12 protein-coding genes are annotated in these 12,947 nt (G+C 59.9%); 4 read left to right on the top strand and 8 right to left on the bottom strand.

All coding sequences use genetic code 11. The features are described from left to right. Window positions 1-4 precede the first annotated feature (4 nt). The 5 genes from fabA to B9G99_RS03415 form a co-directional block, all read right to left on the bottom strand. Complete coding sequence (gene fabA / locus B9G99_RS03435) at window positions 5-520, bottom strand: 3-hydroxyacyl-[acyl-carrier-protein] dehydratase FabA (protein WP_086623260.1); 516 nt, start codon at window positions 518-520, stop codon at window positions 5-7. Between the two features lie 130 nt (window positions 521-650). After that, complete coding sequence (gene phrB, locus B9G99_RS03430; protein WP_086620765.1) at window positions 651-2,066, bottom strand: deoxyribodipyrimidine photo-lyase; 1,416 nt, start codon at window positions 2,064-2,066, stop codon at window positions 651-653. A gap of 68 nt (window positions 2,067-2,134) precedes the next feature. After that, on the bottom strand, window positions 2,135-3,091 hold the full coding sequence (locus B9G99_RS03425; RefSeq protein WP_086620764.1) for a MerR family transcriptional regulator: 957 nt from the start codon (window positions 3,089-3,091) through the stop codon (window positions 2,135-2,137). 181 nt (window positions 3,092-3,272) lie between these two features. Then, complete coding sequence (locus tag B9G99_RS03420; RefSeq protein WP_086620763.1) at window positions 3,273-3,662, bottom strand: sirohydrochlorin chelatase; 390 nt, start codon at window positions 3,660-3,662, stop codon at window positions 3,273-3,275. Window positions 3,663-3,726: 64 nt separating this feature from the next. After that, entirely contained in the window at window positions 3,727-4,728 is a 1,002-nt protein-coding gene (locus B9G99_RS03415; RefSeq protein ID WP_227875917.1) for an NAD(P)/FAD-dependent oxidoreductase, read from the bottom strand. 197 nt (window positions 4,729-4,925) lie between these two features. Here B9G99_RS03415 and B9G99_RS03410 point away from each other — a divergent pair, with 197 nt between their 5' ends. Continuing rightward, window positions 4,926-5,828 (top strand): TIGR01777 family oxidoreductase, encoded by a 903-nt coding sequence (locus B9G99_RS03410; RefSeq protein ID WP_086620761.1) that lies wholly within the window; start codon window positions 4,926-4,928, stop codon window positions 5,826-5,828. A 34-nt stretch (window positions 5,829-5,862) separates the two neighbouring features. On the opposite strand, the gene rapA is transcribed toward B9G99_RS03410, so the two are convergent. Both rapA and B9G99_RS03400 read right to left on the bottom strand, forming a co-directional pair. Next, on the bottom strand, window positions 5,863-8,790 hold the full coding sequence (gene rapA / locus B9G99_RS03405; protein WP_086620760.1) for an RNA polymerase-associated protein RapA: 2,928 nt from the start codon (window positions 8,788-8,790) through the stop codon (window positions 5,863-5,865). A 187-nt stretch (window positions 8,791-8,977) separates the two neighbouring features. Continuing rightward, a complete protein-coding gene (locus tag B9G99_RS03400) occupies window positions 8,978-9,766 on the bottom strand; it encodes a hypothetical protein (RefSeq protein WP_086620759.1) in 789 nt (262 codons plus the stop codon). 84 nt (window positions 9,767-9,850) lie between these two features. Between B9G99_RS03400 and B9G99_RS03395 the strand changes: the two genes are divergently transcribed. Beyond that, complete coding sequence (locus tag B9G99_RS03395) at window positions 9,851-10,102, top strand: hypothetical protein (RefSeq protein WP_086623259.1); 252 nt, start codon at window positions 9,851-9,853, stop codon at window positions 10,100-10,102. After that, a complete protein-coding gene (locus B9G99_RS03390) occupies window positions 10,092-11,552 on the top strand; it encodes a phospholipase D-like domain-containing protein (RefSeq protein WP_158521433.1) in 1,461 nt (486 codons plus the stop codon). Before B9G99_RS03395 ends, B9G99_RS03390 begins: the two co-directional genes overlap by 11 nt. A 29-nt stretch (window positions 11,553-11,581) precedes the next feature. On the opposite strand, the gene B9G99_RS03385 is transcribed toward B9G99_RS03390, so the two are convergent. Further along, on the bottom strand, window positions 11,582-11,881 hold the full coding sequence (locus B9G99_RS03385; RefSeq protein ID WP_086620757.1) for a hypothetical protein: 300 nt from the start codon (window positions 11,879-11,881) through the stop codon (window positions 11,582-11,584). A 170-nt stretch (window positions 11,882-12,051) separates the two neighbouring features. Between B9G99_RS03385 and B9G99_RS03380 the strand changes: the two genes are divergently transcribed. Next, window positions 12,052-12,807 carry an alpha/beta fold hydrolase gene (locus tag B9G99_RS03380; RefSeq protein WP_086620756.1) on the top strand — a complete coding sequence of 252 codons (756 nt, stop codon included), beginning with the start codon at window positions 12,052-12,054 and terminating at the stop codon, window positions 12,805-12,807. The last annotated feature ends 140 nt before the right edge of the window (window positions 12,808-12,947 follow it).

Here is a 12,947-nt window from a genome sequence, read left to right as displayed (position 1 = left end):
CCCATCAGAAATTCGCAGTGGAGGTGAACAAGCCAACACGCAGATCATTGGCTTCGTAAATATCGCGGCCATCCACGGACAAAACGCCATCGGCGATGCCAAGGATCAAGCGCCGCGTGATCACCCGCTTGATATGGATATGGTAAGTAACCTTCTCGGCATCCGGAAGGATCTGTCCGGAGAACTTGACCTCACCACACCCAAGGGCGCGGCCGCGGCCGGGATTGCCCAGCCAGCCCAGATGGAAACCCAGAAGCTGCCACATGGCATCAAGGCCAAGGCAGCCCGGCATGACAGGATCGCCCGGGAAATGGCACTGGAAGAACCAGAGATCAGGGTTAATATCCAGCTCAGCGATCAGCTCGCCCTTGCCGTATTTGCCACCCGCTTCCTGAATGTTGATGATGCGATCGAGCATCAGCATGTTCGGTGCTGGCAGCTGTGCATTGCCAGGTCCGAAAAGTTCGCCCTGACTGCACGCGAGCAGCTGATCACGGTTAAAGGAGTGTTGCGTGGTCACTGACATGTTCCGGAAATCAAAGGAATAGGTACTCCTGATGGAGCGCGCTTAGTGTACTGATAGAGGTGGCGAAATGCACGCCAGCGCCAATGGACGGGCCTGTAGCCCCGGCATCGCTCTTCAGTTACGTTTAACTTAATGCCTTGAAGGCGTCCAGCGCTCGTTGACGCGCGACACGATGATCCACCATGGGCACCGGATAACCGGTCTGTTTACAGGTGACCGCATCGGGCGCATGACGCTTTTTAGCATCAACGTTTGCCAGTTCGGGCACAAACTCTGCAATAAACATGCCTTCCGGGTCAAAACGTCTGGACTGGGTTGTCGGGTTGAAGATGCGGAAATAGGGCGCTGCATCTGTCCCCGTGGAGGCGGCCCACTGCCATCCTCCATTATTGGCCCCCAGCTCTCCGTCGACCAAGTGCTGCAAAAAAAAGGCTTCGCCGCGCCGCCAGTCTATCAGCAGATGCTTGCTGAGAAACATGGCGGTGACCATTCGCAGACGGTTGTGCATCCATCCGGTTGTGGTCAGCTGACGCATGGCCGCATCGACCAGTGGATAACCGGTATTGCCTTTGCACCAGCGCTCAAAGTCTTCATCGCTGTTCCGCCAGGCCAGTGCTTTTGTATGTTCCTGAAAGGGCTCATGGCGATTGACACGGGGGAAGCCGACCAGAACATGCTGATAGAATTCGCGCCAGATGATCTCGCTGATCCAGCTTGTCAGATTACTGTCTCCATCACCAAGATGTCCGCCATTTCTGGCTGCAGCGGCATTGATACACTGACGCCAGGAGATCATGCCCAGCGCCAGCCAGGCCGAGAGTCCGCTGGTGGCCTTCATGGCAGGAAAGTCGCGTCCGCTGTCGTACTGGTGCGCTCTTTTTTGCAGAAAACGGGCCAGGCGATCCTGCGCGGCATCTTCGCCGGCAGGCCAGTCTTCACGGCTGATAACCTTATGGCTGGCCTCGAGTTCGGGAAGGTCATCGCTGACCACATCGTTCAGGGCAGTCTGCGCTTTGGGCGCATCGAACTGCTGCAACTGATCGGCGCCAATATTTTTGAGCCAGCTTTTATAAAAAGGCGTAAAAACGCTGTAATAGCGACCATCTCCGGTTAGCAGTTCGCCGGGGGTAAAGGCAATCTGATCGGTATAGCGGTGCACGCCCAGCCCGCGTTGATGAAAGACTTCACTGACCTGTCGGTCGCGGTGTCGTTCATTGAGGCCATATTCATCGTTGAAGTGTAAGGCTTCGCATTCAAGCGTCTCTGCCAGCTCAAGAATCCGGTCGGGCAGTGCATCGAAATTTTCGCTGGCAATAATCCTGAGAGGAATATTGAGATGGCCAAGCTGATTGGCTAGTGCCTGAATGCCGCGTCGCCAGAAATCGAGCTTGTTGTCGCCATGGCCGTGCTCTCGCCACTGCTTAGGCGTCCAGCAGATCACACCGATAACCGGACCTCGCTGTGCAGCATGGTGAAGGGCCGTGTTGTCTTCACATCTCAGATCGGTCCTGAACCAGACCAGCTGTCGCTTGCTACCCATCTACCGGTTCCTTTCGCAAGCAACCCGCCATAAGGCGGGTTGCAGTGGATCCATAACGTTAATCGGCATCAGCCATGACGAGCCGTGGCCAGCCTCAGCTGCGCGATGGCCTGGGCGGGATCGCTGGCCAGAGCGCTCAGGTTGTTCTCGTCCGTGTCACGCAGCTGTCGCGTAATGGAGCCTGCTACGCGGATGGGCAAAATTCCCTGATAGGATGCCTCGGAAAGCTGTTGGCGAAGCCCTTCGATATCAGCTTCCATGGCGCCGGAAAGAACGATGGTTCTGGCATTTTTCCGTCGGGCAGCCTCGATCAGCTCGCTGAGAGGCACGGATCCGTCAAACAGTGTGATGTAAAAGCCGGCACTGCTGGCCGTGAAGGCAAACAGCAATTGCCATAGCGCGCTGCAGCCCCCGGGTAGATAACTCATCAGGATGCGCGGCTCGGTATTTTCATGATTGCCATGATAGAGCCGTAGACCCAGACGGGTTCTCAAAAAGGATTCCAGAAAGCAGCGCTCGGCCATGGGCGTGGCGTGATTGGCCCACGACTTTTCAAGGCGCTCGACGACAGGCTGCCAGAGACGTGCAATCGCCGTGTTGACCGGATAAAGCCCCATGCTTCGGGTAAACAGGTTCTCAAGACGGTTGGTATCAAACTCGGCCACAGCGTCGATGACTTCCTGACGCTGTCCTTCCCAGTCATGATCCGGCGCGGATTCGCTGGTAGTCGATACCTGATTGTCTTCCTGCTCTTCCTGCGTCGGGTCCTCGGCCGAGGCCTGATCGAGCAGTTCACCTACCTGGCTGACCGGAACCCCTCGGTTCAACCACTGAAGGATACGTTCAACCCGCTCGATGTCTTCGCGGGCATAAAGGCGATGGCCCTTTGGAGTGCGTCTTGGTTGAATCAGCCCGTAACGGCGCTCCCATGCACGCAGCGTTACCGAGTTGACGCCGGTCAGACGCGAGACCTCTCTAATGGGATAGAGGGGGCCGCCGACAACATTTGCCACTTTCTCAGTCATAATAAGCGAGAGCCTCCTTCGCAGTTCCTGTTGACAGGAACGTGGGTGCCGATTGGCACGTCACGTTGCGAAAATGAGCTATTCGACCTGCATGCATGATTGCCCTGGCCATCATGGTCGAACAAATAAATTGAATCCGTGTATGGCACGAGTGTAGCAGTATTTGCACAGGTGTTGTACGTCAAACTTGATTTGTACAACTGCTGTCACGCTGATTCTCTGCCACGATCGACACAACCACATCCGCAAATGACGGATGCTGTCCTACCGGGTCGAGCAGGGTCAACGAGAGTTCTGGATGCGATTGGCGCAGGGCATCAAGCTGTCCCGGGACGTCTTCACGCAGATGGCGGCCAGCGGCAAAAAAGAGCGGCAAGATATCAATGTCATTGAATCCATCGGCATGCAGTTCGGCGACCACATTTTCAAGCAACGGGTCACAAAGCTCCATATAGGCCAGTCGTACCGGTGTGGACATGCGCGTTTTGAGACGTTGCTCCAGCGTTTCAAACGGTGCCTGCCAGCGGCTGTCCGTGGAGCCGTGGGCCAGTACGATCAATGCAGTGGTCATGTTGGTCTCATTCCTGAATCAGCAAGGCGTTGGGTTGGCCATTCATGCTCATGGGCAAACGTGTTCATTGACGACATAGAGCCTCCGCCAGCCGGTTGCCTGATTGCCAGGCGGCCTCGACGCGACCATCGATGCACCAGTCGCCACAAAGGGACAGCGCCGCCGCCCCGTCGATGAGATAGCCCGGGGTGTCCTCTTGCGGCTGTCGCGGCTGGGCATATCGCCAGCGATGTGCGCCGCAGGCCTCAATGGCCGGAAGCAGCGCGGGATAACAGTCCTGAAAGGCGTCGATCATTTTGTCGGCCACCTGAGCGGGATCGTCTTCCAGGTGTTCGTCAGACCAGTCGTCATTGGCCAGAAGTGTGACGCGTTCACCTTCATGCTGCCCGGGACGGGTCTGATTGCGGGCCGCCCAGCGCAGCACGGTGGACGCCTCCAGCTGGACGCCATGCCAGGCATCAATACCCGAGGGCATGTCCAGGGCATCCCTGAATCGCACCCATGTGCTCCAGCAGGCCGACATGTCGGCCTGCGGGCGCAGCGTTGTGTCGATCCCCTCCAGAAGCGACGCTGCCTGCGGCGCCGGTATGGCAATGATGACATGATCAAATCCCGACCATTGCTGCCCATTCTGATCCTCGAGCGTCCATGTCGAGGCGGTGCGGGTCATCGAGGTGATGCGCACCTGCTGTTCAAGCTTCAAGGGCTCGGCCAGTGCCTCGATCAGGGACGCCATTGAGGGCATGCCTGAATATCTGGGATGTTCGGGTTGTCGTGCCTGCCATTGCCCGTCGATCTGGCGCGCCATGATGCTTGGCCAGCGCGCGACACTGCCCTGTTGCTCAAAGGTCGTGATGAGTCGTGCAAACGCCGGGTCTCGAACGGTGAAGTACTGGGCGCCCAGATCGAACAGGCCATGCTCGTTGCGCCGGGATGACATTCGCCCGCCCGGGCGACGACCCTTGTCAAAAATTTGTACATTTCTTCCCGCCTGCTGCAGCACCCGAGCAGCAGACAGCCCGGCCATGCCAGCGCCAATGACGGCTATATTGTGCAAGAAGTCCACGAAGGCCTCAAATCATCTGAAGGGAAACGACCATGGCCTCGCCGCAGGTATCGGGCGCGCCCCGGATAAATCTTGTACGTTATGTGTACCAGAACGGCGTTGACGTTAAAAACGCTTCGATAAAATTTTCCACACAATAACCAGCGATCATGGCGAATGTTCGTGATTGCCATGCGTTGGACAGGGGAGTGAGCGACATGAATATAGTGATCACCGGCGCCACCGGTTTTGTCGGTCAGGCGCTTTGTCGGTACTGGCATGAACGTGGACACACGCTGATGGTGGTATCCCGCCAGCCGGACAAGGCGCAGGCGACCATCGGGGTGCCCGTGATGGCGCGATCATCGGCGGTTGATTTTGCCGACCAGTCCGTGGATGCGATCGTCAATCTGGCCGGTGAGCCCATCTTCAATCGGCGCTGGAGCGAGTCGCAGAAAAAGAAGCTGATCGACTCGCGGCTCAAGGCCACGCGCGATGTCGGTGCGTTGTGTCAGCGTCTGGAAACGCCGCCCAAGCGTCTGATCTCGGGCTCGGCGATGGGATATTACGGTGATCAGGGCAGTCGCGAAGTGACCGAGCAGACCTCGCCGCACGAGGAGTTCGCCCACAGACTCTGTCGGGAGTGGGAGGAGGCCGCGCAGCAGCTGGCCACGGAGCAAATGCCGGTGGCCTGCCTTCGTATCGGACTGGTGCTGGACCGGGACGGTGGCATGCTCAAGCCCATGCGTCCCATGTTTCGACTGGGGCTCGGCGGGCGACTGGGCAAGGGGCGACAGTACATGCCCTGGATTCATCGGCATGACCTGGTGCGTATCATCGACTTTTTGCTTGAGCGCGACGACATCGCGGGTGCCTGGAATGCCGGTGCGCCTGAGCCTGTAACCAATGCGGAGTTTACCCGCACGCTGGCGGCCAGCCTGAATCGGCCGGCGCCCTTTGTCATGCCGGCAGGCGTGATATCGCTGGCGCTGGGGGAAATGTCGCAGCTGCTGCTGACGGGCGCCCGAATGGTGCCGGCCAGACTTGAATCCGCCGGATTCCGGTTTGAATACCCAACGCTTGAAAAGGCGCTGGCGGCCATTGAGCGTCGCGCCGCCTGAGCGGCGCGACGTCAGGGCCTGACCCTTGGGCCATTTACTGCGGGTCGACGGTCACGATCACACGTACGGCATCGAGCTGCAGTCGGGTGCCAGTGATGGCCTCATCCAGCGCAGCGCGCTCATCTCGCAGCATATCGATCTCCTCGGCGCGCACGTCCGGATTGCGCTGTGCCAGCGCCGTCAGTCGCTCGATTTCACCTTCCAGCTGGATAGCCATCTGCGTGCGAGCCTCTTCGATCAGTGCCGGCAGTTCGGTTTCGGCCTGCCGCTCGGCCTGATCAAACAGCTCGCGCAATTGCTGCTGGCGCTCCCGTACCAGATTTCTGGCGACCCCTTTCTTGACGTGGCGAAGGTTCTTGGCCAGCCCGCCAAAGGAGACCTTGTCCGAAAGTACCTGGCCTGATTCATCAAGCAGCACGCGCACGGTAGCCGGCGGGAAAAAGCGATTGACGTGGAGCGCCTTCGGCGCGCTGGTGCGCGTTCGAAAGATCGCCTCCAGCATGAATCGACCGCCTGGAATGGCCGGATGGGCCAGCAGGGCCAGTGCCGTATTGCCCATGCTCTCGTTGGTCGCCCGGGAGAGCATTTCACGTACCAGCGGGTGCTCCCAGGACAGGCGCTGAAGATCGTCACGGGCCAGCGCGCGCTGACGTGACCGGGTGGCGGTAAAGCCCTCCTCGCCACGGATCAGGCCGGGCATGCCGTCGACCATGTGAGACCCGGGGTGCAGATAGGTAAGTCCTTCATCGGTTTCCCGGGTGTCGATGCCAAAGACATCCAGTGCCTGATCGAGATAGCGATCCAGCGTTGCGTCATCATCGAGTGCCTGTACGGCCTCGATCATCTCTCCGGCGTGACCGGCGTCGAACGAGCTCCAGGCCAGCAGACGATCACGACCGGCTTCACGCTCCTGGCGGGTCTGAATGGCCAGCGTGCGCGAGGCGTCGATGACCTCGTCGAGTGCCTCCTGATCCAGCAGGGCATCGAACAATGCATCGCCGTGGGCATCGCTGACCACGCTGCCCAGACCGCTGGGTGCCTCAAAGGCGGCCAGCGCTTCCTGATACCAGCGCAGCAGTGCCGCGGTCGGGCTGCCGGCCATGACCGGTAGATGAATCTCGACGTCATGCTGCTGCCCGATTCGATCCAGACGCCCGATACGCTGTTCCAGCTGGTCAGGATGGGGGGGCAGATCAAACAGGATCAGATGGTGGCAGAACTGGAAGTTGCGTCCTTCGGAACCGATTTCCGAGCAGATCAGCAACGGACTGCCATCCTCGGCCTCGGCAAAGGCGGCCGCCGCGCGGTCGCGCTCGATCAGCGTCATGTTCTCGTGGAAGACCGGAACATGCAGGCCGGTCAGCACCTGCAGACCGGCGGCCAGCTCACGGGCAGTGTCGCCGTAATGACAGATCACAAGCGCCTTCTCACCCGGATGGCTTTTAAGCCATTCACGCAGCCAGGCCATGCGCGGATCAAGGCGCCACCAGCGCTCATCGTCCCCGGTGTTCTGTCGGCGTGCTTCGAAGGTGGCCTCGGGATAGAGCAGGATTTCCGGATAATCCAGACCGGTTTCAATCAGAAGGCTGTCCAGGTAGTCCTCGTCGCGGCTGAGGCGTTGCTCGATGCGACGATAGGCGCCCGGGTTTTCCAGCTCGCTGACGTGCAGGTGACGTACCGGGAAGCCGCTGACATGGCGACGGCTGTTGCGAAACATGACCCGGCCGATGCCGTAGCGGTCAAGCAGCACGCGCCGCAGTGACTCCCGATGCGAAGGCTGTTCGTCCTCTCCGGCTGTCACCAGCTGCTCAAGCAGAGCGAGTGCCTGCGGGTCGTCTGCGATGATGGGGTGCAGGACATCGCGATTCTCTGGCTGTTGTGGCAGGTGTTCCAGCGCCTCGAGGGCCTCGGCAAGGGTTGCGTGGCCACGCTGTTCGGCCCTGAAAGCCTCAATGTCGTGATAGCGCTCCGGGTCCAGCAGGCGCAGGCGGGCAAAGTGGCTGACGTCGCCCATCTGCTCCGGCGTGGCACTCAGCAGCAGCAGTCCGGTGCGCTGGGTGGCCAGCGCTTCAACGCACTGGTAACCGGTATCGCCGCCGTTTTCCGGATCCCATTCGAGATGCTGGGCTTCGTCCACGATCAGCAGGTCCCAGCGGCAGGCCTGGGCCTGACTCTGGCGCTCGGGGTTGGCAAACAGCCACTGCTGGCTGGCCAGCACCAGCTGTGCCGACTCAAACGGATTGCCATCGCTGCCGCGGGCCTTGCTCTGTTGCTCATCAAGCAGGGTGACTTCGATGGAGAAGCGGCGCAGCAACTCGACCAGCCACTGATGTGCCAGGCTGTCCGGCACCAGAATCAGGGCGCGCTCGACGCGACCGGTCAGGAGCATGCGGTGCAGCACCAGACCTGCCTCAATGGTCTTGCCCAGGCCGACCTCGTCGGCCAGCAGTACGCGGGGCAGACGGCGACTGGCGATATCGTCGGCGATATGCAGCTGATGCGGAATCAGGTCGATACGCGGGCCGGACAGACCGAAGCCGGGATGGCGCTCGACGCGCGCCAGATGCTGAAGACTGCGATAGCGCAGATTGAAGGCGTCGTTGCGATCGATCTGGCCGGTCAGCAGGCGGTCACGGGCCTGATGAAACTGCATGCGATCGCTGATGCGCGATTCCGGCAGCTCACGCTCGCCATTGCTGTCCTGACCGATGTAGATCATTCGGCCGCCTTCATCGCGCAGTTCGCTGACCAGCAGTACCTGACCGTCATCGGTGTCGATACGGTCGCCGCGACCGAAGACCACGCGGGTCAGGGGCGCTTCGCGCACGCTGTAGGTTCGGGTTTCATCGCTGGCGGCAAACAGGACGGTCACGCTGCGCGCGTCGCAGTTGAGTATGGTGCCAAGGCCCAGCTCGGTTTCGCCGTCACTGATGAAGCGTTGACCGGGAATAAAATTGCTCATGATGCCTCGAAAATGTCGCCTCTCGGGCGCGCGGGTACAGATGTGAGTCGGTCATCGACGGGGGATGAACTGCCATGGGTCACCGCCACGGCCTGCCCTGCAGCATGGCCTTGAGGCAGTGACCTCCGAAAAGGGTGCCTATCTTAACCAAAACAGAGCGGCGGCGGGGCACTGATGTGAGCATGTGTTACCGGCCTTTCGGTGTGTCGGCCATAAGGGCGGAAAGACTGGACGCGCGCCTCAGGGTATTGTCCGGCGCTACCTGAAGCAGGACCGGCAGGTGCCGCTGTCCGGTCAGCGCCAGCAGATGCTGGCGTGGGTCCAGCAGCAGCGAGGTGTCCTCAAGCTCAAGGCGCTGGTCAGGATGTTGATCCAGATAGCGGATCGCGCTCAAAAGAGATTCGCCCTGATTGACCAGTATCAGCTCCGGTGAGCGTCCGATGGGCCGCTCGGCCAGGCGCTGGAGCCACTGTCGACAGACACTGCAGTCGGTGCGCCACAAAAGGAGATAGCGTTGCGAGGCTTCATCGGCCGGGGTCACCGACCGGCCCTCGAGAGATTCGAAGCTCAGCGCGGGCAGGGAGGCGGGCAGGGACGGTGTCAGCGTCATTCGCCACTGCTCCAGTCCCCACCAGAGCCCGCTGGTCATCATGACCAAAAGACACAGTCGCCTGCGTAACCCGGAATGCCGGCGGCAGTACCACAGTGTCCATGCCAGCAAAATGATCAGACCGCCAGCAGAGGCCGTATCGGTGTATCCGTACAGGGCAGACCATGACATCCTGAAATCTTCAGGAGCAGCAAGCCATCCGAAAAGCGCGGCGCCAATAGGCCACAAGGCCAGCGCGCCCAGCGCCCAGCGCGTTGTGATGGCCCGTGCCCGGGGGCTGATGAGGTGTGCCGTCAGCAGGGTCACTGTGGCGCAGACCACGGCCAGCGGTATTGGAGAGAGCAGGATACTCTCGGGAAGCACCATTTGTTTGTTCCATCATGCGTTAGAATTGGACAGGCCGGCGTGTCCGGTCATGCTTGCTGATCCATGTTGCCGCCGGTGATTTTCATGTTTGATTCCCGCGCCAGACGCTCTCGACGTCGCGATACGCCAAGAATTATTGCCATTTCAGCCCAGGCCATCGGCTTTATTCTGATCGTGCTCTTTGAGACCCTGCTGCCTGAGCATCTGAAACGTCCGTCCCAGGGGGTCGTCCTGGTCGCCATGCTCGTGGCAGCGCTGTACGCTGCTCTGCTGCGTCGCTATTACCGCAATCGGTCGCTGAAGCGTCGCGACCATGAGTCCTTTCATGACCAATGATATCAATGACGATGCCCTCAAACGCTGGGCAAGACAGCATGGGCAGGCGTCAGACAGCACCAGCGGCATGCGGCTATTGCCCGATGGCCTTGACGCCTTCGAGGTGCGCGCTCATCTGGCACGCTACGCTCAGGACAGCATCGACAGCCTGAGCTATCTCCTTGAGGACGGCATCACCACTCGGGTGCTGATGGCCGAGCTACTGGTTGCGGCCGAGCGCGGTGTCAGGATCAGGATGCTGGTGGATGACATGAGCGCGATCGGTGTGCAGGACATGCTGCGTGCCATGCAGACTCATCCCAATATCGAGGTGCGCCTGTTTAATCCGGTGACCTTCTGGCGACGCTATACCTGGAGCCATCGACTGGCCATGGCGCTGACCCTTCGTCGCTCGCACCGGCGGATGCACAACAAGCTTTGGCTGGTGGATGGCGTGGTCGGGATTGCCGGCGGGCGCAATCTGGGTGATGACTACTTCATCACCAACAGTGAATACAATTTTGCAGATCTGGATATGCTCGTGGCTGACGGTCCGGTGGCCGCGCAGATGCGTGAATGCTTCAGCCAGTACTGGCATGGTCATTGTGTGAGCACGCTGACGTCCCTGGTCCCGGAAGCGCCAGGTCATGACTGGCAGGACCTGCGTGAAACGCTTCGGCAGCAGTTATCCGGTGAAGAGCTGGCGGATTCGGCCTTTTTGTCCATCCACCATGGCGAGCAGCGCGCGCTGGAAGAGGGTCTGGGCGAGCTGGTTCAGACTCACGGCGAGCTGTACTGGGATCATCCGGACAAGCCGTGCCAGCCGGGCTACCCCTCCCGTGATCTGATCATGGGGCCGGCCATCGGGGCGATGGTGGCCGACACGCAATCACATATCAAAATCGTCTCGGCCTATTTCATTCCCAGTGAGCGTGACGTGATCGATATCGAGGCGTTGCTGGAAAAAGGCGTGAAGGTGACCGTGCTGACCAATTCCCTGCAGGCCAGTGATACGCCGATCGTCAATGGCAGCTATGCGCCCTGGCGGCGCCGCTTTCTCGAGAAGGGGGCGCGCATGCATGAGCTGCGACATGGCCACAAGCCGCGCCGTCGTCGCAGGCATCATTTCGGCATCATGGCCTCCAGCCTGCATGGCAAGGCCATGGTCATGGACGACAGGAGACTCTTTGTCGGTTCCTTCAATATCGATCCACGCTCGACCTGGTGGAACAACGAGATGGGATTGATGGTTGAGCACAAGGGGCTGGTGTCAGAGCTTGACGATGTGATCGAGCGCGCCCTTCGCCCGGACAGCAGCTTCAGGGTCGAGCTGGATGACCAGGGACAACTGTCGTGGCTGACGGTGGATGAGGACAATCGGGCGCGTCGGTTGTCGAAGGAGCCCGGCAGCCTGCTGGTCCGGGCTCAGAAGTGGATGGGCGGACTGCCGGGCATTCGGCGAATGCTCTGAGGCAGGGAGCTGGCGGCAGAAAATGAGCGCTAGCTGTTGTGCTCGATGGCTTCTTCAGCCGTGCAGGCAATGTTATCGATGATGGTCCATTGCTCGGGCGTGCCGCCCTTTTCCACGGCATCAATGAGGGCGGCGGTAGCACGGCGTACGTAGGGCTTGCCGTCTTCTTCGTGCGCCTTCTCAAGATCGCTTTCCATATCCGAGATCAGCGCTTCGACGCTGCCATAATCATCACTCCATTCAAGCGCCTGGGTGGCAGCCTCTCGGATGGTCTCTCCAATGCCGATGATGGCGCTGTCACTGGCGACAATATAACCGCTGGCATTCATGGGCCTGCATCCTTTGTCATCGTACGAGGGGGCCGGCATTACCGGAGTTTGTCGGACATGGTCATCAGTATAGGCATGCCTGCGCCATCCTCGACAATCCCCTGCTGTCACATGCAGTAACGACAGCTATGCTCAAGGCGTTTGTTCAACGCAGGCGTCAGGGAGAGAACATGCTGCCATTGATCGATCGAGGCCAGAGCGATACCGCGCTGGTCATGATGCATTTTTTCGGCAATTCACATCGGGAGTGGCTCGAGGTCATTGAATATCTGGGGCCCGAGCATCGATGCATTGCACTGGATTTGCCGGGCTTCGGTGACGCTGCCGATATCGAGGGATTCGATACCCGTGCCATGTCAGATCAGGTCGAACAGACCATCAATGCACTGGGCCTTGAGCGTGTGGTGCTGGTCGGCCACTCCTTTTCCGGCAAGGTTGCGATGGTGCTTGCCGCCCGGCGGCCCGAATGGCTCATCTCGATGGTGCTGGTGGCACCGGCACCGGCAGGTCCTCAGCCGGTCAGCGATGAGGAGCGTGAGTTTCAGCAGGCCTTTGACCATAGCCGTGAGCAGGCCGAGGCCTTTATTGACGGCGCAATTGCCCGGAACATTTCACCTGCGCGCTATCGGGATGCCGTCGAGGATGCCATGCGCGCCTCGCCTGCGGCCTGGCAGGCCTGGCCACGTCATGGCAGCCGGGAAGATTTTTCTGGAGAAGTCGGGGTGCTGGACTATCCCACGCTGATCGTTGTGGGGGATCGGGACCCATCCCTGCCGCCGCAAACACAAAAGGCGCTGGTGCTGGGTCAGTTTGCTGCGCCACATCTTGAAGTTATTCCCGACCATGGTCATCTGCTGCCGATGGAAATGCCAGAAGCGCTGGCCGGTCTGATTGCTGGTTTTGCTGGCCGCTTTCAGACGGTCTGAAATGCTGAGAGCAGGAATGTCTAATACTTTCAATACGACCAATGGATGCCATCCCTGACGCTCTGTGAGCGTCGGGTACATTGTGTTGCGACATTACCCCTGTATACATTGATTTCGCATCACAGCGTCCGATGACTCAA

The sequence above is a fragment of the Kushneria konosiri genome, from assembly GCF_002155145.1.
GTDB lineage: Bacteria > Pseudomonadota > Gammaproteobacteria > Pseudomonadales > Halomonadaceae > Kushneria > Kushneria konosiri.
This window is presented reverse-complemented; position numbering and strand designations above follow the sequence as displayed.